The 24,062-nt window shown below is 41.7% G+C and carries 18 protein-coding genes; 11 read left to right on the forward strand and 7 right to left on the reverse strand.

Annotation, left to right across the window (positions count from 1 at the left end):
• Nucleotides 1-9: 9 nt before the first annotated feature.
• Nucleotides 10-708 (reverse strand): Crp/Fnr family transcriptional regulator, encoded by a 699-nt coding sequence (locus H6G14_RS14415; RefSeq protein WP_011319805.1) that lies wholly within the window; start codon nucleotides 706-708, stop codon nucleotides 10-12.
• An 838-nt stretch (nucleotides 709-1,546) separates the two neighbouring features.
• Between H6G14_RS14415 and H6G14_RS14420 the strand changes: the two genes are divergently transcribed.
• The 3 genes from H6G14_RS14420 (at nucleotide 1,547) to H6G14_RS14430 (ending at nucleotide 7,031) form a co-directional block, all read left to right on the forward strand.
• Nucleotides 1,547-5,545: a hypothetical protein gene (locus H6G14_RS14420; protein WP_190568059.1), complete on the forward strand. Its 3,999-nt coding sequence runs from the start codon at nucleotides 1,547-1,549 to the stop codon at nucleotides 5,543-5,545.
• A gap of 169 nt (nucleotides 5,546-5,714) precedes the next feature.
• Complete coding sequence (locus tag H6G14_RS14425) at nucleotides 5,715-6,317, forward strand: MBL fold metallo-hydrolase (RefSeq protein WP_190568060.1); 603 nt, start codon at nucleotides 5,715-5,717, stop codon at nucleotides 6,315-6,317.
• A gap of 249 nt (nucleotides 6,318-6,566) precedes the next feature.
• Nucleotides 6,567-7,031, forward strand: coding sequence for a hypothetical protein (locus H6G14_RS14430; protein ID WP_190568061.1), 465 nt, complete (start codon nucleotides 6,567-6,569; stop codon nucleotides 7,029-7,031).
• A gap of 244 nt (nucleotides 7,032-7,275) precedes the next feature.
• Here the strand turns inward: H6G14_RS14430 and H6G14_RS14435 are convergent, their stop codons facing one another.
• From H6G14_RS14435 to H6G14_RS14450, 4 genes are all read right to left on the reverse strand, one after another.
• Nucleotides 7,276-8,445 (reverse strand): nucleoside hydrolase, encoded by a 1,170-nt coding sequence (locus H6G14_RS14435; protein WP_190568062.1) that lies wholly within the window; start codon nucleotides 8,443-8,445, stop codon nucleotides 7,276-7,278.
• Nucleotides 8,446-8,607: 162 nt separating this feature from the next.
• Nucleotides 8,608-9,237 carry a response regulator transcription factor gene (locus H6G14_RS14440; protein ID WP_190568063.1) on the reverse strand — a complete coding sequence of 210 codons (630 nt, stop codon included), beginning with the start codon at nucleotides 9,235-9,237 and terminating at the stop codon, nucleotides 8,608-8,610.
• A gap of 53 nt (nucleotides 9,238-9,290) precedes the next feature.
• On the reverse strand, nucleotides 9,291-10,280 hold the full coding sequence (locus tag H6G14_RS14445; protein WP_190568064.1) for a S1C family serine protease: 990 nt from the start codon (nucleotides 10,278-10,280) through the stop codon (nucleotides 9,291-9,293).
• A gap of 125 nt (nucleotides 10,281-10,405) precedes the next feature.
• Nucleotides 10,406-11,074: an HAD-IA family hydrolase gene (locus tag H6G14_RS14450; protein WP_190568065.1), complete on the reverse strand. Its 669-nt coding sequence runs from the start codon at nucleotides 11,072-11,074 to the stop codon at nucleotides 10,406-10,408.
• Nucleotides 11,075-11,143: 69 nt separating this feature from the next.
• Between H6G14_RS14450 and H6G14_RS14455 the strand changes: the two genes are divergently transcribed.
• Nucleotides 11,144-11,974 carry a uroporphyrinogen-III synthase gene (locus tag H6G14_RS14455; RefSeq protein WP_190568066.1) on the forward strand — a complete coding sequence of 277 codons (831 nt, stop codon included), beginning with the start codon at nucleotides 11,144-11,146 and terminating at the stop codon, nucleotides 11,972-11,974.
• A gap of 85 nt (nucleotides 11,975-12,059) precedes the next feature.
• Here H6G14_RS14455 and H6G14_RS14460 read toward each other — a convergent pair whose 3' ends face one another.
• Nucleotides 12,060-12,512: an Hsp20/alpha crystallin family protein gene (locus H6G14_RS14460; protein ID WP_190568067.1), complete on the reverse strand. Its 453-nt coding sequence runs from the start codon at nucleotides 12,510-12,512 to the stop codon at nucleotides 12,060-12,062.
• 356 nt (nucleotides 12,513-12,868) lie between these two features.
• On the opposite strand from H6G14_RS14460, the gene H6G14_RS14465 reads away from it, so the two are divergent.
• The 3 genes from H6G14_RS14465 (at nucleotide 12,869) to H6G14_RS14470 (ending at nucleotide 19,433) form a co-directional block, all read left to right on the forward strand.
• Nucleotides 12,869-13,189 carry a DMT family transporter gene (locus H6G14_RS14465; RefSeq protein ID WP_190568068.1) on the forward strand — a complete coding sequence of 107 codons (321 nt, stop codon included), beginning with the start codon at nucleotides 12,869-12,871 and terminating at the stop codon, nucleotides 13,187-13,189.
• A 369-nt stretch (nucleotides 13,190-13,558) separates the two neighbouring features.
• Nucleotides 13,559-13,705 carry a hypothetical protein gene (locus H6G14_RS33355; protein WP_206757604.1) on the forward strand — a complete coding sequence of 49 codons (147 nt, stop codon included), beginning with the start codon at nucleotides 13,559-13,561 and terminating at the stop codon, nucleotides 13,703-13,705.
• A 592-nt stretch (nucleotides 13,706-14,297) separates the two neighbouring features.
• Nucleotides 14,298-19,433: an nSTAND1 domain-containing NTPase gene (locus H6G14_RS14470; RefSeq protein WP_190568069.1), complete on the forward strand. Its 5,136-nt coding sequence runs from the start codon at nucleotides 14,298-14,300 to the stop codon at nucleotides 19,431-19,433.
• 86 nt (nucleotides 19,434-19,519) lie between these two features.
• Here the strand turns inward: H6G14_RS14470 and H6G14_RS14475 are convergent, their stop codons facing one another.
• The gene (locus H6G14_RS14475) at nucleotides 19,520-19,756 is read right to left on the reverse strand and encodes a hypothetical protein (RefSeq protein WP_190568070.1); all 237 of its coding nucleotides are present in this window, start codon (nucleotides 19,754-19,756) and stop codon (nucleotides 19,520-19,522) included.
• Between the two features lie 203 nt (nucleotides 19,757-19,959).
• Between H6G14_RS14475 and H6G14_RS14480 the strand changes: the two genes are divergently transcribed.
• From H6G14_RS14480 to H6G14_RS14495, 4 genes are read left to right on the forward strand one after another with little or no spacing between them, the layout of a single operon-like run.
• Nucleotides 19,960-21,036 carry an AAA family ATPase gene (locus tag H6G14_RS14480; RefSeq protein WP_190568071.1) on the forward strand — a complete coding sequence of 359 codons (1,077 nt, stop codon included), beginning with the start codon at nucleotides 19,960-19,962 and terminating at the stop codon, nucleotides 21,034-21,036.
• A gap of 16 nt (nucleotides 21,037-21,052) precedes the next feature.
• On the forward strand, nucleotides 21,053-21,274 hold the full coding sequence (locus tag H6G14_RS14485) for a hypothetical protein (protein WP_190568072.1): 222 nt from the start codon (nucleotides 21,053-21,055) through the stop codon (nucleotides 21,272-21,274).
• Nucleotides 21,271-21,660 (forward strand): type II toxin-antitoxin system VapC family toxin, encoded by a 390-nt coding sequence (locus H6G14_RS14490; protein ID WP_190568073.1) that lies wholly within the window; start codon nucleotides 21,271-21,273, stop codon nucleotides 21,658-21,660. Before H6G14_RS14485 ends, H6G14_RS14490 begins: the two co-directional genes overlap by 4 nt.
• Before the next feature lie 51 nt (nucleotides 21,661-21,711).
• The gene (locus tag H6G14_RS14495; RefSeq protein WP_190568074.1) at nucleotides 21,712-24,045 is read left to right on the forward strand and encodes an AAA family ATPase; all 2,334 of its coding nucleotides are present in this window, start codon (nucleotides 21,712-21,714) and stop codon (nucleotides 24,043-24,045) included.
• Nucleotides 24,046-24,062: the final 17 nt, after the last annotated feature.

Consider the following 24,062-nt stretch of genomic DNA (forward strand, 5'->3'; position numbering starts at 1 on the left):
GAAAATTCGTTAAATTAACATTTTCTCTAAGGCTGACAAATCTGGAATACAAATAGTGTCTTGATCTCGCTTAATCAAGCCTTTTTTTTCTAACCTTGTCAATACCCTGGTAACAGTTTCTCGTGCCAAACCACTCAAACTACTTAGCTCTCGATGAGGTAAATTAGGAAGTTCCGTTCCGGTTTGTCCTCGTTTTCCTTGACCTTCCGCTAAAAACAGCAAAGTGTCTGCTACCCGCGACTGACTATCAGATTCCCGCAGCCGCAAACGCCGATTTACTTGTCGCAAGCGCCGAGCCATCAACTGAGATAAACGCACTCCCGCCAAAGGTTCTGTATGTAGTAACTTGACAAAATCTTGAGACGGCATACTACCAATCATCGTAGTAGTCAAAGTAATTACATCAGTGGATCGAGGTACTTCATCTAGTGCTGCCATTTCACCAAACAATTCTCCCGTACCCAGAATATTCAGCGTCACCTCTTTCCCTTCAAGATTATAAGTACGGATTTTTACCCAACCTTCGACTATAAAATATACAGAGCCGCCCCAGTCGTTTTCTAGTAGTATGACCTGATTAGCTGGGTGTGTACGAGTGACAAGGTGATTGAGGGCTAATTCTACAGCAGTTTCTGGTAGCCCTTGAAAAAAGGGAGCCGAGATCATCCAAGGATTAGCAGGTGACTGCAAGCTATATCGGTCTTCCATTACGACATTATGATAATTAAGCGGCTATATGTAAAAAATTAAAACGCTATATTGAGCCTAAGCGATTGAGTAATAGTTATTACACAAAGGTCTTATTTAAAATTTATCCTGCACCCTCATGCTCATTTCCCAGATACGTTTCTAGTACCTAACTTAATTGACCAAAAATCGCCGAACAACCTTAATGATACTCAAAGTAGTTAATTTTTGCTAATAAATCTATACCAGGGGTTGCCATTCAGGAACTTTTGCATCAAAAAATAATTGAACTTAAGCATGAAACCGAAAGATCAAGGGTTGGGAGAAGGTTGTAGGGGTGTAGGGGTATAAATGCTTGAAATCCTTACACCTCCGTACCCTTAAACCCTTACACCCGGTCTCAACAGATAACCTGTTTGCGTAAGTCCTATTTAAGATTTGTGACAGCATAACTCTTCATGAGCAGGAATTTTAAGTGTATTTGCCTCGTTTTAGCAGCAAAGCACTGCTATATAATGGGCAATTTGCTTGGCGGTTTGGTTTTTTTTATGTTTTCATACTATGAAGTCCAAGAGACTGTAACATCGTCTGAGAAACTGACTGGAAAAAGTGTTGAGTGCTGTTAGCGGTAGCAGAGCCTTAAGCAGCGTTTTGAATCACAATTCTAAAACCTGATCTAAGTGCCTCTTTTTCACTTTTGATAGTTATCAATCGACGGTATTGGCGGCAACCTCAGGGAATGCCACAAATATCGGTCATAAATAAAACAAATACACTGACTAGCTCTCAGTACTTTAATTGATTGTAAATTAATTTTCTAATCCAGTTAACCTAACATTTGTAGCTAAGGTAATTTAAAGTGACTTCCCGCACTGATGAAATTCAAAAACTGATTGCAGATATTGACAATTTGCTCAACAGCAATGGCAAGCGCCTGTCTAGGCTTTTGTCTAGTCAGGCGCAAGAGCCAAAAGAGGTTTTAGAAAAAGTTCGTAATTTTTTGGTCAGTCTCCAAGAGAGTGAAACGTTAGAGAATGAACCAAATCATAATTCGCGGCTGTTGACAAAATTTGTTGAGCAAGGTCAAAATCAGTCCACACCACAACCCCATCAGCTACATCAAGAAGATAATAATATCCCATTCTCACAATTAAAAAATGAATTGTCAGAATTAATACAGCCGTTACAAGGGGAAATTACCGCACTGTTGCAAGAGCGAACAATTCTGGCACAAGAAATTAGACAACTAGAACAGAAACGGTTACAAAATTACTCCTTAAGTCAGCAGTTAGCCAACCAAGAGCAGATTATCACGGACTTTTTACAAGTACTCATGAGTCGCTTACTGCCAGTTTTAACACCACAAATGACGGAGGGAGGAGTAAACCCCACTAGTTATCACAGTACTAACAGCGCCAGATTAGACTTACCTCCTGCAACGACTCAAACTTTTTGGGAATCATCGGAGCAGGGAGACAGGCTAACACAACTGACAAAAGAGTTAGATCAACGTTTACTATCACTAGATGGTACTGTTAACGTTGTTTTTGAGGCGCTACAACGCAATATTAATACTTATCACGAATCTCTGTCTCAAGCGCTGGCAAGAATGCACAGTACGGGATTACAAAGCGAACAGTTGATGGCTGGCTTTATCAACAATTGGACGCAATCTCTACAACAATTGTCTAATTTTCAACAATCTGTTCCTAAAGAGGAAAATCCTGCACCCACAGCCCCACCATCATCAATCCCAGTTCATACTGTTATCGAAGTCTCAACACCAGCTGACTCTAGTAGTACTGTATCTCATCAAGAATCAACTTCTACAGTAGGACTTGACCAAAAATTGCCGACACAAACAGATACTGATGAGCTGGATGCAGTACTTTTGCAGCTTGGTGTTGATGCACCTTTATCTTTAGAGAACCCTGACAATCTCACCACACTATTACCCAATAGTTGGGAATTTGCTAATGATGAAGTTGATCTAATTTATGCCAGTTTGTTTGGTAATGATAGTTTTGCAGGTGAAAGTCTGGAAGTCAGCCCAGATTTAATTACTCCCGATTTACTGGAGCTGAATGTTGATGATAGCCCTCCTGCAATTGAAAGTAATTTTCTAGCTGAGGCAGATACTGCGGCAATTATGCCAGATGTATGGTTTGATCAATCAGATACTGATTTGTTTGATTTCAGCGATACTCCAGAGGTAGAATCTACCGAAGTAGCAGCAGAGGCATTAACAACGTCGTTGTTGTTAGATCAACCAGAGGCTGATCTGTTTAATTTTAATGATACTCCAGCGCCAGAAAACCCTGTGGTGCTACCACAATCGACGAGTTTACCAACAGAGCCAGCAGTTCCGTTGAATATTTCTGTCTTGCCAGAAATTGAACCTGTACAACCAAACAGTACTGATACGATTACATCTCTAGTAGATATTGAGTTTGCCGAAGAGTTGGTGGATGTAACTGTGCTGTTAGAACAGACAGATGTCTTCCAGATTGCCCAAGATATAGAAGTTATTACACCTCATGAGCAGCCTGAGCATCCGGCAGATCATTATATTCCCGCTTCGCCACAGGAAAATTTACTATCTTCTGAAGTAACTCAGTTGGTTAATCCACCAGATATTTCTCTGAATGAGGAGCAGTGGCTACAATTACATCAGGATTTGGCGAAGTTAGATGATTATGCGTCATCCGAGTCAGAGCCAGTAAATGAGCCGGAGGTCGCTGATACTGTAGCTGACCATCAAGAAAAGCCTCCCCAACCACCGATTACCGAAAAAAGTAATGTTGTTGCTTTCTCTGTTCCTGAAGTTAACCAGACTTCTGTTACACCTCCAGCAGCTAATGTCTTAAACTTTACCACAATTACTGAAAAAGCAACGGAAGTTCCCTCTGCTAGTCAAAACAACTCAGTAGATTCTGTTAATCATAATGTTAATAAAAATACTGACAATAAGTCTCGTAGTGACGATTCCGTCTGGTATTTAGGCATTGATTTAGGAACCACGGGAATTTCTGCTGCTTTGTTAAATCGCTCCACTGGTGTTGTGCATCCTATTTACTGGTCAACGGAAGCTCAACCAGGTGCAAATTCATTCCAGCAATCGTTCCGCCTACCAGCTGAAGTTTATTTACCGACGGCTTCTGTACCCCAAGCTACTTCTGAGCAAGAGGCTGCTGACATCAAAAATCATCTGTATTCAGTCCAATTGAAGCCGTATTTACAAGTAGCTATTCCCTACAAAAATGAACAGCAGAGATGGGAACCCGTACTGCAATTTAATGAATCATCTGCTGGGCCTTTGATTTGGGTGGTGCGATCGCTCTCTAAATTACTCCTAACCCTCAAAGCAGACCGCTACAGCACAACTCAAGGGTTAATCGCTACGGCTGTCGGTCTGAATCAACGCACTTTTCATGGTATTGTCAGTAGTATTGCGGGAATTATTTGTAATTGTCCTTCCAGTTGGTCAGAACAATATCGCTTTAATGTCCGAGAAGCTTTACTCACAAGTAAGTTAGTTCAACATCCCCAACAAGTGTTTTTTGTGGAAGAGGCGATCGCTAGTCTTCTCAGTTTTATTGATGGTGGTAATGGTCAGGTAGTACAATTAAGCACCCACCAAGGTTTATCCCCAGCCAAAAATAGTGATCATGCTCTGGTGGGTAACACCTTAATCATGAATATCGGCGGAACAGCCACAGAAATGGCGCTGGTGGATATTCCTGAGAATCTATCCCAACTGACACATAATAATTTCATGCTTCACAGTTTTGCCTATGCCAGCAAAGGAATAGAGCAGGATATTATCTGTCAATTACTCGCATCACCAAAATATCGGAAAGCTCGCTGGGAAAGCCCAGAAGATAATCAGAAAATTACCAGTAATCCTTGGCAATGGCAACCGTCTATGCCTGGTTTAGACCGGATGCAATGGGAAAGTTTGGGATTGGAAAAATTAGAATTGCCTCGTTTGGGAGAACCTGATATTCCAGCACGGATTCGCCTCCAGCAACATTTGGAAAGTTCTCTGTTAGGACAAGCAGTTTTAGACGCAGCCCTAGCATTAAAGCTGATTTTGCAACACCAAGAATCTTTTACTCTAGAATTAGCAGACCAACGATGGGTTTTACAGCGTCGAGAATTAGAAAGTCAGGTATTTGTTCCCTTTGCCCGTCGTCTAAATCGTGAACTCAACAAATTATTAGTAGCTCGTGGTATCCCCACAGAAGCAATTAATCAAGCAATTCTCACCGGTGGGGTGGCTAATTTAGGGGTTGTCAACCTGTGGTTGCGACAAAAGCTTCCCAATGCCAAGATTATTCAAGACTCATACCTGGGAGAAAATGGCGCACCTAATTGTAGTCGTGTTGCTTGTGGTTTAGCTTTACTACCCCTACATTCCCAAGTCTTGGAAGAATCTAGACATCAATACACAGACTACTTCCTATTTACAGAATTACTGCGACTCTTGCCCAACCGGACTTTATCTTTTAGTGAAGTTCTCCAGTTATTTGAAGGACGTGGAATCAATACTAATATTTGTCAGCAAAGACTATTAGCGTTCCTCGAAGGAGAATTACCAGCCGGCTTAATACCCACTTCCCCAGAATCTACCTGGCTTACCCAACATTCTCTCAGCAATCTTGACTATCAAGCGATGTCTACGACGGGCTACGCCAACAGCTACGCACCACTTTTTGAAAAACAAGGCAATCTCACCTACCGCCCCAATTTCCAACAATTGCAGTTACTCCACCGTTATCTTGATGCCATCAAAGCCAGTACTCAACAATCACTGGAAGAACCTTATACTGTTGATTTTGTTGGCGTTGCTGAGTGAGAACGCCATTTTGGTTATGTCTAAGCAGTGGGGGGTAGTGAGTACTGCCCTCTACCCTCTACTTTCTATCTCTATATTTTTATTTTTGAACTAAAGACGGAATTATTGATAAATTAATGATGCTGATTGATCAACTGAAAGCTATTGAAGGTATAGAACCAGAATTATTATGAAATCCCTGCACCGTCCTGATCTATATAGCTGGTCTACTTTCAACCCTGCAAGAAATATTGATTTCAATGGGTTTGCCTGGGTTCGTCCTGAAGGCAATATCTTGATTGATCCAGTAGCTTTATCAAATCATGATTGGAAACACTTGGAGTCTCTGGGTGGAGTGGCTTGGATTGTCCTGACAAACTCCGATCATGTGAGGTCAGCGAAGGAAATTGCCGACCAAACCTATACCAAAATAGCTGGGCCAGTCGCAGAGAAAGAGCATTTTCCTATATATTGCGATCGCTGGTTATCTGATGGTGATGAACTTGTCCCAGGACTCAAAGTACTGGAACTCGAAGGGTCTAAAACTCCCGGAGAGTTAGCATTACTATTGGAAGAAACAACCTTAATTACAGGGGATTTAGTCCGGGCATATCGAGCAGGGGGCTTGGAAACCTTACCTGATGATAAGCTGGTGAATAAGCAAAAAGTAGCAGCTTCAGTTCGCAGATTAGCTGCATTAGAGAAGGTAGAAGCCGTGTTAGTTGGAGATGGTTGGTCTGTGTTTCGGGATGGGCGCGATCGCCTCAAAGAACTTGTAGCAACTTTGGCATAAAGTTAGCCTAGCGCCTCCGTTGGAGACTCACGTTAAAATACACCCATTGATGGACACCAAAAGGATGAGAAGTAGTCCCAATTAATAGTAGTGAATCATAATAGAGAAAGCCACTCACTCATTTTTTTGTTCATGATTGCATAAATTGCTGCGTCAGCAATGAGAAGTAATTAAGGCAATTGTGGAAATTCTAACTCCACTAAAAATGAAGTTTATTAGCCCCATAATGACAGGGCGAGAGGTAATATTATGATTCACCACATATCTATTTCTGTCGAAAATCCCCAGCACGTTGCTCAGGTGCTAGCAGAAGTTATGAATGGAGAAGCCGTTCCCTTTTTCCCCCATCCAGGTAGCTACATGGTTTTTCCGTTGGATGAATACGGTACAGGAATTGAAGTTTATCCTTTAGAAACATATATAAAGCCGGGTGAAGGTGAGCAAGGAGGTATTTTTGCAGAAGCTGCCAATGTTTCCGGCTTTACCGCCACTCACGCAGCTATTTCAGTCTCTGCTACAGAAGAAAAAATTGCAGAAATTGGCAAACGGGAAGGTTGGAGAACAGTACGCTGTAACCGTGATTCCTTTTTTGATGTGATTGAGTTTTGGTTAGAAAACAAAATCATGATAGAACTTTTAACACCAGAAATGGCAAAACAATATTTACAAGTAACAAGTGCAGAAAATTTGAAGCAAATGTTCGCTGCTGCATAATTTTTGCCTACAAATGTTTAGGAAAGACTACGCGTTGGCGTAGAGTCTCAAAAAGAATGGTGGGTGGAGTTTTTTATTGATGAGTTTTGTAGCAAGATATTAATTTCAGACCCACGATTTATTTGTAGGGTAATTAATTTTGGATTTTGTTGGCGTAGTCTTTCCTGCGGAACGCTAAATGAATGCCAAGCATAGGGCATAGAAAAGTAGTTAATCTTCCATACCCTATACCCAAACTTCACTACTAAACTTTTTTTTGAGAACGTCGCGTCATCATCCCAGCACTGACTGTGGCTAGAATTAAGATTCCTGCAATTGATGTGGGTTCGGGAACAGACTGGGTTTGTAAGTAAGAGAAGACTTGGCCTGGTCGGAAGGGCAAATTATTAAAACTGGGATTGAGGGAAACTAGAACATTGGGGGGCAAATTAGAAATAGCGCGAGTTCGCCCTTGAGTACCCCCAGGATCTGAGGTCGTATCAACTTCCAGGTATAAGGGAGTTTCTACTGAGAAATCTGGTTCACTCAGGTTAATGGCTGCAACTAAATCCCAAGCTGGGTTGGGGTCATTGTTACTTTGAATTACTGTCAAGGCAAAGTCTAAAAATTCTGCCGCTAACTCACTTTCTGGTGTTGCAGTAGCTAGCCATGCTTGTTGATCGGCACGAGAGAAGGCAATCTGGTTTGTAGCATCCAGGGGGGTCAACTGAATTTTTAATCCTTGCCCTCCGGCTGCAAATACTTCTTGTGCTGCTAAGGGATCAGCCCAGATGTTGAACTCAGCTGTAGTGTTGGTAGAAAATGGGGGATCAGGCAGGACTGGGAGATTTCCAGGTACGAAAACAGCGCCTCCCATGATTTCGATGACGGCAATATTGTTGATAATTGTGGGGTCAAGGCGCAATGCTTCAGCAATATTGGTCAAAGGGCCAGTTGCCAAGATTGCTACAGGTGCTAATGACTGCTTCACTTTCTCCACAATTAGTTCTGCGGCTGGTCGAGTTACCACAGGTGGTGCTGTATCAGGTAGTTGGACGAAGGGAGACCAAAAAGTGTCTGCACCGGCACGAATAAATTCTGGAAAAGTATTGTCTCCTGCCAAGGGAGTTGATCTGCCAATGCCAACAGGGATACCAGAAGTATCTAGTCTGCCTAGCATTCGTTCCAGGTTGTTCACAAAACTTTCTGGGCGGGCTATACCTTGGGCAATGGTAATTGCTTGGACATCAAATTTGGGATTGGCTAGCATATAAGCCAATGCAGTCATGCCGTCTTGGCTGCCATCGTCGTCGATAATTAGGGGGGTTGGCTTAAAAGAGGCTGCAAGTGCAGGTTGGCTACAAAAAATTGCTGTGATTGATACTAAAGAAGCAGTAGTAAAAAATAACTTCTGCACATTAGGAATTTTGAGCATAAGAATATCGTTTCTAGGCTTTTAATTGAGGAGATGGCTGATATCTAGCTATCTAGAGAATGATACCTTAATGGCTGCGTAAATTACATAGTTAAAACAAGTTAATTATACTAATCAATTACTTAATCTTTTCTTTAATAGTTGTTAATATAACTGCAAAAATTACAAGAGAATTAAGCCTAGTCGAACACCAACGGTAACGGCTTCCGTGCGGGTGGAAACAGCTAGTTTTTGAAAGATAGAGGAAACATGAAACTTCACTGTATGGTCGGAAATATGTAAACTTTGAGCGATCGCTTTATTTCCTAAGCCGGAACCAAGCATTTGTAAAACCTCGATTTCTCGCGGTGTTAAGGATTGGACAGGATTAGTTACTGCTTTTTCCCGTACAGAAAAAAATTCTAGGACATCTGGATGTATGACAATAAGACCAAGGGCGATCGCTTCAATTGCTGTTAAAATTTCTGATTCTGTGCTGGTATCAAGTAATATACCCCGCACGCCAGAACGTAGTGCTGCTTCTATATCAATTCCCTCCGGTTCTTTGACAATCAGCATCACTCTCAATGGGTCTTGTTCTTCTTGTAGTAGCAGTAATTTATCCCAATCTGATTGAGAGTTTCTGCCCCAATCCAGCAGCACTAAATCTAGTTGTAATTGCTGAAGTTCCTTTGTCATTTCCTCAATATCTGATACACTCCCCACAACAGTCATCTGAGGATTACCCGCTATCACCGCAGATAATCCCGCCCTTACCACATGGGAAGCAGCAACTACCATTACGCCAATCATCTAATTTAATACCGTATTTTTCCTGGTAGTATTAACCACAAATTACTGTTTTCCTATCTCTTGCCATGCCTTCTACCGCCCTCATGTCTTCTACCGCCCTCATGCCCTCTGCCATGTGGTTCATGCTTTTTACCTTCCTCAATCGCCTGACTTTCACCGACGACAACATTTAAGTCCAGCAACGCCCCACCGCGAATGATTTGTAATGTGATAGATTTGCCAATGCGATCGCTATTATTAAGTAATGCCAGTACATCACCTGTATCATGAACGGCAATACCATCAAATTTGACCAACACATCTCCTAGTAACAAACCTGCATGATCAGCCGGGCTAGCAGCTTCAATATTGACAACAATTACCCCCGTGGTGGAACTTAAATTTAAGGCTGTTTGGAGATTGTCGGGTAACCGGACTGGCTGCATTCCTACACCCAAATAGCCACGGGAAATTCTACCTTTGGCTAGTAATTGGTCAATAACACGATTAACTGTAGTTGCTGGAATAGTCAAAGCCGTACCCCGTCGTCCAGATGTGTTCATTCCCACTAAGTAGCCAGCAACATCTACAAGCGCCCCACCCGCAAAACCAGGGTAGAGGTTGATATCTGGACGAATGAATTGGTCTATATTTCCGCCACTCATACTGCGCCAAGCCCCACTCAACGCACTCACCAACCCCATCGCTGCACGGATGTCACCTTGGCTACTTCTAGCCAAACCCAATACTAGATGACCAACTTTGAGGGTAGTTGCATCACCAATTTTGGCTACAGGAATTTGGGTATCTTGTAGCTGAAAGACGGCTATATCAGTACTTGAATCATGACCGAGGAAAGTCGCAGGTAGGCTTTGTCCCTCGGATACAGTAATGGTAATTTCGTCATAGCGAGGAAGTGATTCATCCGAGGTGATAATAATTCCATTGCGCCAATGAATTCCACTAGAGGAAATCCGTGTACCTGCATTCACAGCAACGACAGAACTACCGGCCTGTTCGACTATTTCGGCTAAACTATTGGATAACCCTATTAATGAAGACATCAATTTTCTCTACATATTTTCTTGGATGTTCATATCTTGCCGTTTTGTCGGCGGAGATAGCATCGGAAAAATGGGGAGAATTTAACCTAGACAAATGGCTAGTAGCAAACAATAGATTGGGTAATCTAAGCCTTTAGCCTCTGTTCTAAAAATTCACTGGCTTGTTCTAAAGAGTCTAAAATTTTGTAAGTCAAGCATCTGATTTCCGGTGATGGTTGTTCTATGTCGGGAACCATAATCGGATACATCCCAGCACTGAAGGCTGCTTCTACCCCTACACATGAGTCTTCAAAAACTACGCACTGCACAGGTGCAACATGAATTCTGCGACTAACTTCCAGATATATATCTGGTGCGGGTTTACCTTGTGGTACATCTTCGCTGGTGACAATGGTTGTAAAGTAAGGCAAGATGCCAGCGTTGCTTAAACGGCGGATAGTGCGGCTGCGGGATGTGCCTGTTCCTAAGGCGATGATAATCCCTAAACTATTTAGTTGACACAATAAGTTTAACGCACCTGGTTTCATTGGCAAACCTTCTTGCAGTTCTCGGCGATCGCCAATTTCAATGCGGTGTTTTTTTATCGCCTCAAAAGGAAAATCATTACCATATCTTTGTTTGAGAATTTTTTCTCGCCATGACAAATCACGCCCGACAAATTCACTATAAAAATTATCACTCATTATATATCCATGACTGGCTAGGGCTTGCTGCCATGCCCAGCGAGCAATGCTTTCTGTATCAAAAAGCAAACCATCCATATCAAAGATTGCGGCGCGGATATCTGCTAACACACTTAATCCCTTATTTTCAGCTTAACAACAACACACTATACAATTACGCTGCTGATTCGATATTTGCCAATGTCTAATTTACTAACTGCATCTCACCAATTGCCCTTATACGGAAAAAGGATTTTAGTGACAGCGCCAAGAAACTACGCTTCTAGGTTGTCTACACAAATTATTTGCAAGGGTGGTTTACCAATTCTCATGCCCACGATAGAAACCTGCTATTTATCTAACTTTTCTCAATTAGATGCTGTGATCAGCTGCATAAATGAATTTGATTGGATTGCATTTACTAGTAGAAACGGCATCATAGCATTTTTTGAGCGTCTACATAATTTAGATATTTCTATAACTAAATTGCAAAATTGTCAATTATGTGCATTAGGAAAAGATATAGATGTTTTATTATCTTTGTTTGGTAGGGTCGATTTAATTCCTGAGGAATCTAGCCCAGTGGGGATTGTGGCTAAATTTTCACAAATACATGGAATTAGTGGACAAAAAATTCTGGTTCCAGTGCCAGAAGTTATAGGCATACCAGAGCCTAATATTGTGCCTAATTTTATCAATGATTTAGAAAAATTGGGTATGGAGGTAATTCGTGTACCTGCATACATAACTCAATCTTTAGACAAGAATATTTACTCGGTGGAAATAAATTTAATCCAACAAGGCTTAATTGATGTGATTGCCTTTAGTAGTACGGCAGAAATAGAAAGTTTTTTAAAAATGTTTCACTCCCAGAGTGAGTTTCAGCATTGTGTTGTTGCTTGTTTTGGCCCCTACACCGCCGCAAATGCCGAAAAGTTGGGTTTGAATGTTTCTGTTGTGTCAACAGACTTTAGTTCTTTTGAAGGTTTCGTGGAAGCAATAGTAAAGTTTTATATTGATAGTCCAATGTAAATGCGATCGCCTATGTAATATCGTAAGCGATCGCCGTTCATCAAATATTTTGTAGAATGAGCAATATGCTCATCCTACAAGCTAGTTAGCCAGCAGCAGATTCAATGTTAATCTTCACGACTTTATTCTTTTCTGCTTCGGCTTTAGGTAATGTCAAATTCAAGATACCGTCTTTATATTCTGCTGTGACGTTGGTATTTTGAATACGTGCAGGTAAAGGAATTACACGTTGGAATTTGCCATATTGGAATTCGCTTTTGATAACACCCTTATCTTCCGTCTTAGTTTCAGATTTACGTTCACCACTAATATAAACTGCTTTGTCAGTGACTTGTAAATCTACATCTTTAGGGTCAATCCCAGGAAGTTCTAGTTTTAGATGAATTGCCTCTGCTGTTTCATGTAGTTCAGCAGCCGGAACTCTAGTTAAGGTTCTTTCTAATACTGTTGATGGTAGCATATCTTCCTCAAACAAATGATTTAATTGACGTTGTAAAGTGTTTAAATCTTGCCAAGGGTTCCAACGAATAAGTGTCATAGTTTTGACTCCTCTAAGGTTTCTCTAGGAATTGCTTCCAGGCATTAATCTTTTATTTGTTCTCATCATATTGAGAAAATATGTGTATGTAAATTCGGTTTTTATCACTTAATAGATGATGATGACCGAACCAGAAAATACAGTATTATTAGGTAGGGAAAATACACAATTTACGGGTTCGGTAAACTCTACTTGAGACATGAATCTTAGTCAGCAAGTCTGGAATATGAGACTTTCAACATAGCTGTTCCCCAGATAGCAGAAACGGGAAAAATAAATTCATAAACTATTTAGATGGCAGCATAATTAATTTTTGCTGATCATACATTTTGCTTTTGTTAAAAATACATCACAATATGTCTACAAGTTTAGTTTACTTGCTGATGGCAATTATATTTGAAGTTTCCGGCACCACCTGCATGAAATTATCAGATGGTTTTAATAAATTGACACCTTCTATTTTGATATTTGTGTTTTATGGACTTTGTTTTACTTTTCAGACACTATCACTCAAAAATATTGACATCAGTATCGCTTACTCTGTTTGGGCAGGTTTAGGAACTGCTTTAATTGCTGGTGTTGGTTTGATTTGGTTTCGTGAATCTATGACAATGGTTAAGTTTATCTCTATGACTTTAATTATGGTGGGAGTAGTTGGTATAAATTCAGGGAAATGAATCAATTCAAAATTCAAAATACCCTTCGGGAAGCTAAAGCTACAAAATTCAAAATTAAAGACAGCCACCCACAAGGGGAAGCCAGTCTCGTGGGCGGTGAGTGCAGCCACACGTGCGGCTATGCCGCCGGGTGGACTGCCGTAGCTTGCTTCTCCGTAGGAGTATCCGAAGGGGTTTCCCGACTTGAGAGAACTGGCGTTGGGGTTTCCACCTACCTTGGGAAACAAGGATTTTTTCTCTGACGAGACGCTAACGCGAACGCCCACTAGAGGCGGGGTTTTAAACCTAACTTTTTCCTATAAAAATACCTCATACATAATTGGTATGAGGTAAAAACAGAGGAAATCAACAAAGGATGATAGTGTAATTTTGCCTTTTAAAACTAGGAGATGGTGTTGTGGTAAAGTATTACCAACTCGGTTGACAGCCTCAACGCCCACCGTAGGCGATCGCTATCGTCAATCTAACAATATTGTTAGAAAAAGTAGCAGACTAATCAACATCAGTCTGCTTTAAATGCTCTTGAAAATAGTAAAGATAGAACAATTAAGCTCTTAATTACTTTACTTTGCATACTCTATCAAAAGCGAGTCGCTTTTTGTAGCCATGTTGGCTAATTTTTACTATCTTTATTCAATACAAAAGTTATAAAATAACTTCGCCAAACTTTTATAAAAGAATCCGATTTGATTATTGTTGGTTTAACCCACACTTGTACATAAAAATATCAGCATCTGTAGGTAATGCCCACCAAAACCATGATACGGTGGGCATTGCTCAATACTAGGTGTATTTTATAAATCAAGTATGAATATCATATTACTAATAATTATTCAGAAATGTATTTTATTGTTAACATTTTGCAGAATTTATTGGTGCATAGTTGTATAAAACGACATTAAACCTAACTTATAGTCGAGATTAATCAATTAAACTCTAGCTTATGTCAATATAGTATCCGGGAGAAAACCATAGTTATATAAGATAAGATATCGAGTCTGTTTACCTCCCGTAAGTCACGAGCCATCGTGTCCAAGCGAGATAGTACAAATATATTAATTTCGGATTCTTATATTTAGTTTTCTGTAGAAAATTTTGAATTAAAAAAATGTCTCCACTCGGTGTTGCTACCAGTCATTCAACTCATACCCTAGCAACAGGGAAAGCAAAACTTTGGCTGTTGTTAGTGGGAGTTAACCAATACCAAGATGAAAGACTACCAGCATTGCGTTATTCGGCTGTGGACTGTCAAGGTTTAGCAACAGCTTTAGCCGATGCAACTTGCAGGTTTGCTGATAAATCAGAGTGGGTACATCATGATTTTGCTAGCCAACTACCCACACTGGCCAAAGTACAAGATAGTTTAAAGCAAGTTACTCATCAGGCTCAACCAGAAGACACAATTTTATTTTACTTTTCTGGTCACGGAATGCTAGAACCTAGTTCTCAGCAGGCGATTTTGTGTTTAGCAGATACTCAAACAGATGATTTATTAAATACAGGTTTAGGTTTACCAGAACTTCTGCAATGCTTGGAAAATAGCCAAGCACAGACGCAGCTAGTTTGGCTAGATGCTTGTCATAGTGGTAGCCTCACATTTAGAGGCGTAAGGAGTAACTACACACCAGCATCTTTGCCTAATCCTACACCCCAAATAGTGGAATTATTACGCCAACGGGCAAAGCAAAGTAAAGGATTCTACGCTTTACTTTCCTGCGATACCAATCAACAATCTTGGGAATTTCCCGAATTAGGACACGGCGTATTTACTTATTATTTAATGCGGGGGTTGCGGGGTGAAGCCGCAGACATACAAGGTTTGATTGATGCTGATGGGCTTTATCGCTACGTTTATCACCAGACACGACAATATATTGAACAAACTAACCAACAATTACGGCTAATTAATCAACAAAATCGTAGTCGGGGAAATACTCAGGTTTATTCAGAATATCCATTGCAAACACCAAAACGTATTGTTGAAGGTGTGGGGGAAGTAATTTTGGGAGTCAAACCTGCGTTAGTTGTGTCTCCCGACTCTCGAAAAGCCTTGATTGTGGAAGGGTTAGCAATTAATCAAACAACCCTGGCTTTTAGTCAACTGTTAGGGACTGTAGGAGGCTTTGGGATTGAGTATTGGCCTCTGGCTCATACCAATCAAGATTTACAGGCTACAATTAGCAATTGTTTACAAACTAGAGAATTAGAGACAGACAACCAGCAAAATAATTTTGCCACAATCCTGTTATATTTGCGGGGTAAATTGGCGCAAAGCCCAACTGGTGAACCTGTGTTAGTACTGGGAGAAAATATTCAGTTGAGTCGTTCTTGGTTAAGACAACAATTGAGGCGATCGCTATATTCTCAACAAATTATCATCTTAGATTGTCCTTTAGACCAACATAGTCACATATCCTTACAAGATTGGGTAGAAGACTTACAACTGGGGTTCGAGCAAGGACAATGTATCATAGCGGCTGCTTCATCACCAGAAAATCCTCAACAATTCTTGCAAACGCTACACTCTACTTTACAGGCGCATCAGGAACAACCAAACCTATCAGTTGCCGCTTGGATTAACCAATTGCAACTATCCTCCCCATTACCTTTACACATTTGGCTATCAGGTGCAAAAGGGGTAATTGAAATTATCCCTGCCAGTACAACCGCTAAAGGTCAACAGCCAAACGCCATCGTTGATTTAGGTATTTGTCCTTACAGAGGATTACAAGCCTTTCAAGAGGAAGATGTCCAATATTTTTACGGTAGAGAAACCCTCACCCAACAACTTATCGCAGACTTGGCAACTAAGTCATTTATGGCTGTAGTGGGTGCATCGGGAAGCGGTAAATCTTCCGTCGTCCAGGCGGGTTTAATTGCCCAACTCCGCCGGGGTCAGCAATTACCAGGGAGTCAACAATGGTGGATGAAAAGCCTCCGTCCTGGGGAAAATCCTCTAGTCAACTTATCCCATTGCTTAGTCGATAGTGGTACTGAAAAAGAAAAAGCGTACCAACAAATGCAGCTAGAAGGGATGTTATATCAAGGGGCGCAAGGATTTGTTCATTGGCTACATCATCGTAGTGAACCAATGGTAGTGTTGGTGTTAGACCAATTTGAAGAATTATTTACCCTGGCAGCCAGTGAAGATAGGCAGAGATTTCTGGACACTGTTTTAGGTGCGTTGGAGTTATCACCAGACAAATTTAAATTAATTGTTACTCTCAGGGCAGATTTTATCGCCCCTTGTTTAGAAATACCTACTTTAGCAAAGCTTTTACAACAGTCAAGTATTTTGCTACCGCCTTGCTTAACTCAAGAAGAGTACCGCCGCATTATTATTCACCCCGCCGAAAAAGTAGGATTAACAGTAGACCCGGAATTAGTCGAGGTGCTGTTACAAGAGTTACATAACTCCCCCGGAGATTTACCATTACTAGAATTTGTTCTCGAACAATTGTGGGAATATCGAGACAAGGGCGTAATTACCTTACAAGCTTATCAGCAATACTTGGGCGGCATTAAAGGCGCATTGGAGAGGAAAGCCCAAGGAGTTTACGACACTTTAGACCCAGAAGCCCAAGAATGCACAAGATGGATTTTTTTATCCCTGACACAGTTAGGTGAAGGGACAGAAGACACCAGGCGGCGGCTACTCAAGTCTGAGTTAATTGTCAAAAAATACCCTGTTGCTTTAGTAGAAAGAACATTGCAAGTTTTGACTGCGGCTAAGTTAGTGGTGGTGAATGGGGATTGGGAAGAGGTAAGGTGCAGGGGTGTAGGGGTGCAGGGGTGCAGGGGTGCAGAGGAGAAAAATTTACCCAATCCCTCTGTGACGATAGAAGTAGCCCATGAGGTGATAATTCGTCACTGGTCAACTCTACGGTGGTGGTTGGAGGAAAATCGTAGTAGATTGCGATCGCATCGACAAATTGAACAATCGGCGGCTTTATGGCAGCAAAACAACCAACAGCCTGACTTTTTATTACAAGGTGTCCGGTTAGCAGAAGCCGAGGAAATTTATCTGAATTACACCGATGAACTATCTTGGGATGTTCAGCATTTCATTGAAGCTTGTCTCCATGAAAGGCGGCGCAAACAGAACCAGGAACAAAGCCGACTCAGACAAGCCCAAAGGGCTGTCAGTATTATCAGTACTTTGGGTTTAACCGCCTTTGGTTTAGCGGTTTTTGCTTATCAACAAACCCAAAACGCCCAAATCAAAGAAATTCAAGCTTTAAATTCTCTGTCGGAAAACTTTCTCCTCTCCCACAAACAATTAGAAGCACTCATGACTAGTGTGCAAGCCGGGAAGGAAGTACAAAATATTAGCTTAGGCATCCCTCCAGATACCCGCACACAAACAGCAACCGCTTTACAACAAGCAGTCTACAACACTCAAGAACGCAACCGTTTACTGCATAATGCTTGGGTAACTAGTGTCAGTTACTCACCAGATGGTGAAGTCATCGCCTCTGGTAGTGTAGATAACACCATCCATCTTTGGCGTAGAGATGGTAAATTGCTGAACACTCTCACTGGTCATCATGATGGAGTAAATAGCGTCAGTTTTTCCCCCGATGGTGAAATTATCGCCTCTGGTAGTGCAGACCGCACCATCAAACTTTGGCAACGCAACGGTAAACTCATCGCCACACTCCAAGGACATGACCAAGGTGTCAAGAGTGTCAGTTTTTCCCCCGATGGTGAAATTATCGCCTCTGGTAGTAGTGACAATACCATTAATCTTTGGAGTCGTGCAGGTAAATTACTACTCACTCTCAATGGACATAGCCAAGGTGTCAAGAGTGTCAGTTTTTCCCCAGAAGGTGATACCATCGCCTCCGCCAGTGACGACGGGACAATTAGACTGTGGAGTTTAGACGGTCGCCCTTTAATCACCATCCCCTCCCACACAAAACAAGTGTTGAGTGTTAGTTTTAGCCCCGATGGGCAAACCATTGCTTCAGCTGGTGCAGACAATACCGTAAAACTCTGGAATCGTAACGGTACTTTGCTAAGAACTCTAGAGGGACATAATGAAGCTGTTTGGCAAGTAATTTTTTCACCTGATGGACAGTTAATTGCTACCGCCAGCGCTGATAAAACTATTACCCTGTGGTCGCGTGATGGCAATATCTTAGAAACTTTCGCTGGACATAATCATGAAGTCAATAGTCTCAGTTTTAGTCCCGATGGCAATACATTAGCCTCAGGTAGTGATGATAATACTGTCAGACTGTGGACTGTGAACAGAACACTACCCAAAACCTTTTATGGACATCAAGGTAGCGTTAGTTACGTCAAATTCAGCAATGATGGTCAGAAAATTACCTCACTCAGCACCGACAGCACTATGAAAATCTGGAGTCTGGATGGGAAATTACTGCAAACCTTATCGTCTCCTCTACCTGATGTCACCAGTGTCAGTTTCACCCCAGACAATAACATCGTTGCCTTAGCTAGTCCTGACCATACTATCCACCTTTACAATCTGGATGGCATTTTACTCCGTAGTTTACCAGGTCACAACCATTGGATAACGAGCTTAAGTTTCAGTCCTGATAAGCAAATATTAGCTTCTGGTAGTGCTGACAAAACCATTAAACTTTGGAGTGTCAACGGTCGCTTGTTAAAAACTCTCTCAGGGCATAATGGTTGGGTGACAGATATCAAATTTAGCGCTGATGGCAAAAATATTGTCTCCGCTAGTGCTGATAAAACCATCAAAATTTGGAGCTTAGATGGTACGCTAATCAGGACTTTACAAGGTCATAGCGCTAGCGTGTGGAGTGTCAACTTTTCACCAGACGGTCAAACTCTCGCCTCAACTAGTCAAGATGAAACTATCAAACTCTGGAATTTAGCTGGTGAACTAATCTATACCCTACGTGGTCATAGTGACGTAGTTTACAACCTAAGTTTTTCACCAGACGGTAAAACCATCGCCTCAGCTAGTGATGACGGCACAATTAAGCTATGGAATGTCACTAATGGCACATTACTAAAAACATTCCAAGGACATCGCGGCGGTGTCAGAAGTGTAAGTTTTAGTCCCGACGGTAAAATTTTGGCATCCGGTGGGCATGATACTACAATCAAAGTCTGGAACCTAGAGGGGATAGAACTACAAACCCTAAATCTAGATGCGTTACTCGACCGTGCTTGCGATCGCCTGCACAATTATCTCACAACCCACCCTAATATAACTACAGAAGAGTACCAGCTTTGTTTTAGTGATTAAGAAACAGAAAGTAGGGGAAGTAGACGGAAGAAAATTCACAACTGTCAAAAGTGAGAAGTGATTCACTCCCCACCTCTGACTTACCCTTAATTAAACCGCTTTTGTTCAGCGTCTTTCCCTTGCAGTACTTGAGTATGTGTTAAATCTATCTTGCATTCTCTCTTGTCAATATCCGACTTAATATTGAGTCCTTTATCATTAACGGCAATCTCCACCTTATATTGACCAGTAGCCATATTAATCGCCGCATAAGTCACTGTAGCGCACATAACCACCCCAGAAAATAGTAAACTAACTTGCAGAATTCCCAATACGCGTTTCATTTAGATAACCTTTAACTCGTTATCCTTATTTAAAGATGAGGCTGGTTGAGTATCAGGTTGAGCAAGCGTTCGCTAATAGACGACTTTTGCGATTTATCTAGATGATTTGAGGTTGTCAGACGTTTGAGGCGCTCAATCACTATTAATACAGCTTAGGTGGTATCAAATGCTGATATACTCTCAATAGTTTTTTATGAGGAGTGATGGCGCGATCGCTTCGGGTAGCACCAGAGTATACTAATAAAGTAAAGTTAGCACTTCGGCGTAATGGCTATCCCAGCCAGACAAAGTTTTGTGAACACATAACACCTGCAATATCCACAGTCAAAAACTTTTTCAGTGGTAAGGCTATTGATTATGAATATTTTCTAGAAATTTGTGAAAAATTAGGACTAGACTGGCGAGAAACAGCATATAAAGAACTAGAAAATCAACCAACTAACGGGGAAGCATCACCCTTCATCACTGGCGCACCCATCACTCAACCACGTTACTTTTTTGGACGCGAGAAAGAATTAAAGCGCCTGTTTAACCTGCTCAAACGCCATCCCCTGCAAAACGCCGCCATTATTGGTAAAAAGTGCAGTGGGAAAACCTCTTTACTGCACTACTTAAAAAACATCACCACCACCCCAGCAGAAAAACTACGTCCTGGTCAGAAATCTGATTGGCTACCCCATCCAGAAACTTACCAATGGGTTTTTGTAGACTTGCAAGACACACGAATGCAAAGCCGGGAAGGACTATTAAAGCACATCCTCGCATCATTAAAAATGAAAGCGCCAACGCCATGCGATTTAGAGAATTTCATGGATGTAGTCAGCGAAAACTTATCTTCTCCCACAGTCATCTTACTAGATGAGATTGGCGTTGGTTTACAACGTTGTCCAGAGTTGGATGATACATTTTGGGAAAGCTTGCGGTCTTTAGTCACCAACCATACACGGGGAAATCTAGCATTTATTTTATCTAGTCCCGAATCACCGACCGAATTGGCACACAACACAGGACATAGTTCACCCTTTTTCAATATTTTCGGCTACACCGCATATATAGAAGCCTTGACAGAACTGGAAGCAAGGGAATTAATAGCGAGTTTGCCCATACCTTTTCCGGATGAAGATGTGGAATGGATTTTAACTCACAGCCAATGTCATCCACTGATATTACAAATTCTCTGTCGAGAAAGATTATTTACCCTAGAAGAAGGCGAAAATAATGATAACTGGCGTGAGGAAGGTTTACAACAGATGAAACGATTTGCTGATTTATTACATTAGAAAAAGTAGACTCACCATGAAAGCACATCGAATTGAAACAAAATTAACTGAAGACGGAACTTTGATAATCAAAGACTTACCATTTCAGGCTGGGGAAAATGTTGAAATTATCATTTTAGAAGGTCATACTCATCCCCAAGAGGCGAATCTGTATCCCTTGCGTGGCAAACAACCGTATCGTTATGATGACCCTTTTGAACCTGCTGTTCCTCTGGAAGATTGGGAAGCCTTGCAATGATTGTATTAGACACCCATATATGGGTTTGGTGGATTCAAGGTGATGCAAGACTAACCCCAAAATATCAAGGCTGGTTGCAACAACATGAATCCCAAGGGTTTGGAATCAGCATAATGTCTTGTTGGGAAGTTGCCAAACTAGTAGAGATTGGTAAGCTAACTCTACCTTATCCAGTTGACGAGTGGTTTACAGCAGCTTTAGCTTATCCGGGAGTGCAGCTACTCGACATAACCATTCCCATAATCGTTGAATCAACTCAACTCACAGGCTTTCACAAAGATCCATTTGACCAAGTTATTGTAGCTACTGCAAGAATTTATGGGTGTCCGCTACTAACGGCTGACGCGAAAATTCTCGCACATCCTGCCGTGCAAACTCTTAAATAAATATCAACAAGCTTTCTCATCTCATCTTTAACACCCAAACAGGCAAATCAAATGCCTAACAACATACCCCGCAACGCCTACACCAATGCACCAGAACAGCACCCAAATTTAATACTGGGTAGCCTGCAATTGCTCTTCTGGTTATTATTCCGCCCCGCAGCTTGGCGTAACCACCTTGAGGGCATTGACCCCACATTAGACACAGAGACACCTTTAATTTCTTTAATCACACAGAGAAAATGGCGGAATATTGCCCTATGGCGACTGATAATTCAAGGCTACTTGATTTTACCTATCCTAGCTAACTTACTCTTGGGCTTGGCCCTGTGGGTATTGGGTGAACCAATCATAAATATAGCTTTTCGCGTAGTGGAAGGCGTTGTGTTCGGTGTGGTGAGAGGTGTGGCAGGAGGTATGGCATTCGGTATGGCATTCGGTATGGCGTACGGTATAGTGTTCGGCGTTACGTACGGCGTGGTGTATGGCTTGGTGAGAGATGTAGCAAGAGGTGTGGCAGGAGGTATGGCATTCGGTATGGCGTACGGTGTAGCGTTCGGTGTGGCATTTGACGTGGCGTTTGGCATGGTGTACGGCGTGACCTATGGTATGGCGGTAGGCGTAGCAGGATCTGTGGTGAGAGGTGCCTATTATGGCCCAGTATTTGGCACGGCGTTTGGTGTGGCAATTACCATTAACTCATGGCGGCCTATCCTATTCTGGCTATTTCTCATAGTATGGAATAATCTACTCTATCTATTAGACAAAAGACGTAACGCCAAAAGCCCTTGTTTATTTCGCTATCACTCCGCTTTCTGGGATGAATGGCAACGTTTACATTTACCAGCCTTAGATAAGCATCTACTTTGTGTCATCGAACATAACCCAGTTGAAAGCAAAGCCGCCCTAGAATATTTAGCTACCAGTCCCCAGCGTTGGGCTGCTCAAGTAGTACAAATTGAACTAGATGCACGCAATTTACAAGCTTGCACAGATGTCAAAACTATCCGTCAAATTCACCACAGTCTAGAAATTGGGGAATTACAAAGTCCAGTTAACCCTATACTTAGTATTTTCAGCAGCATTAGTGAAGATGTAGACGCTGCACTCAATCAAAACAGTACATATAACCAGCGCCTAGTCCTCAGAAATGTTGCTGACAAATTAAATGGACATTTACAGGAATTTACTCGTAGCAGCGACCAATACACATTCCGTTTCCGTCCCATAGTCGCAAATTGGCGTGATGTAATTACCGACTATATAGAGGAACTAGTTAAAGCTACGGAACTGCGCCAAGAAATTGACTCACCATACATCACTGGCGTACCCCTGACACTAGAGCAAGCAATTTTCACAGGTCGGACTGATATTGCTACACACATTGAGCATTTACTTGTAGACCGCCGTCGTCCTCCCTTACTACTCTACGGTCAGCGACGCATGGGCAAAACTTCTCTCCTCAACAACATCGGGAAGTTACTCCCCAATTCCATCATCCCCATGTTTGTAGATTTACAAGGCGCACCCTCATCAGCCAGTGACTACGCAGGTTTTCTCTACAATCTTGCTAGAGGAATGACAACTTCTGCCAAACAGCAAAGCGCCTTAACGTTGCCAAAAATTACACGCGAAACATTAGCCGATGACCCCTTTACACGGTTTGATGAATGGCTAGACCAAGTAGAACAAGTACTTGAACAAAATACCGCCTTGCTAATGTTAGACGAGTTTGAGGCATTAGACAGCGCCATAAATAGAGGACGCTTCGATGAGGAAGATGTTTTAGGGATGTTACGCCACTTAATTCAACATCGTCCCCGCTTTAAAATGTTATTAGCTGGCTCTCATACCATCCAAGAATATCAGCGTTGGGCTAGTTATTTAATTAACGTCCAAGTGGTGCATATCTCCTATTTAAAGGAAGAAGAAGCACGACAATTAATTGAACATCCAGTCAAAGATTTTACTCTCCGCTATGAACCAGACGCAGTTGAGCGAGTCTTGCAACTTACCCGTTGTCATCCGTTTTTAGTACAGCTACTCTGTGGAGAAATTATCGTTTTGAAAAATGAGCAAGACCCTTCTATTCGACGCTTGGCAAGTTTAGCAGATGTGGAAGCAGCCATACCAGAAGCTTTGCAGAGTGGTGGGTTTTTCTTTGCTGATATTCAAAACAACCAAGTAGATACAAACGGACAGAAGATTTTACGGTTTATTGCGGCTCAAGGGGAAGGGGTAATTGTCAGCCAGCAAAATTTATCACAACAGTTTCCTGATGTTTGGGAAAGAACGATTCCACTATTATTACAACGAGAGTTGATTGAAGAAGTTGCAGATGGTTATCGCTTTCAGGTGGAGTTAATTCGACGGTGGTTTGTTTCGTGAAAATTAATTGAGTTTAT

The organism is Nostoc parmelioides FACHB-3921 (assembly GCF_014696625.1).
Lineage (GTDB): Bacteria > Cyanobacteriota > Cyanobacteriia > Cyanobacteriales > Nostocaceae > Trichormus > Trichormus parmelioides.

Bases quoted from the DNA above. Each gene is read 5' to 3' on its own strand.
- H6G14_RS14415 (WP_011319805.1), bottom strand. From the start codon at position 708: ATGGAAGACCGATATAGCTTGCAGTCACCTGCTAATCCTTGGATGATC.
- H6G14_RS14425 (WP_190568060.1), top strand. From the start codon at position 5,715: ATGAAATCCCTGCACCGTCCTGATCTATATAGCTGGTCTACTTTCAAC.
- H6G14_RS14430 (WP_190568061.1), top strand. From the start codon at position 6,567: ATGATTCACCACATATCTATTTCTGTCGAAAATCCCCAGCACGTTGCT.
- H6G14_RS14435 (WP_190568062.1), bottom strand. From the start codon at position 8,445: ATGCTCAAAATTCCTAATGTGCAGAAGTTATTTTTTACTACTGCTTCT.
- H6G14_RS14440 (WP_190568063.1), bottom strand. From the start codon at position 9,237: ATGATTGGCGTAATGGTAGTTGCTGCTTCCCATGTGGTAAGGGCGGGA.
- H6G14_RS14445 (WP_190568064.1), bottom strand. From the start codon at position 10,280: ATGTCTTCATTAATAGGGTTATCCAATAGTTTAGCCGAAATAGTCGAA.
- H6G14_RS14455 (WP_190568066.1), top strand. From the start codon at position 11,144: ATGTCTAATTTACTAACTGCATCTCACCAATTGCCCTTATACGGAAAA.
- H6G14_RS14460 (WP_190568067.1), bottom strand. From the start codon at position 12,512: ATGACACTTATTCGTTGGAACCCTTGGCAAGATTTAAACACTTTACAA.
- H6G14_RS14465 (WP_190568068.1), top strand. From the start codon at position 12,869: ATGTCTACAAGTTTAGTTTACTTGCTGATGGCAATTATATTTGAAGTT.
- H6G14_RS14470 (WP_190568069.1), top strand. From the start codon at position 14,298: ATGTCTCCACTCGGTGTTGCTACCAGTCATTCAACTCATACCCTAGCA.
- H6G14_RS14475 (WP_190568070.1), bottom strand. From the start codon at position 19,756: ATGAAACGCGTATTGGGAATTCTGCAAGTTAGTTTACTATTTTCTGGG.
- H6G14_RS14480 (WP_190568071.1), top strand. From the start codon at position 19,960: ATGGCGCGATCGCTTCGGGTAGCACCAGAGTATACTAATAAAGTAAAG.
- H6G14_RS14485 (WP_190568072.1), top strand. From the start codon at position 21,053: ATGAAAGCACATCGAATTGAAACAAAATTAACTGAAGACGGAACTTTG.
- H6G14_RS14490 (WP_190568073.1), top strand. From the start codon at position 21,271: ATGATTGTATTAGACACCCATATATGGGTTTGGTGGATTCAAGGTGAT.
- H6G14_RS14495 (WP_190568074.1), top strand. From the start codon at position 21,712: ATGCCTAACAACATACCCCGCAACGCCTACACCAATGCACCAGAACAG.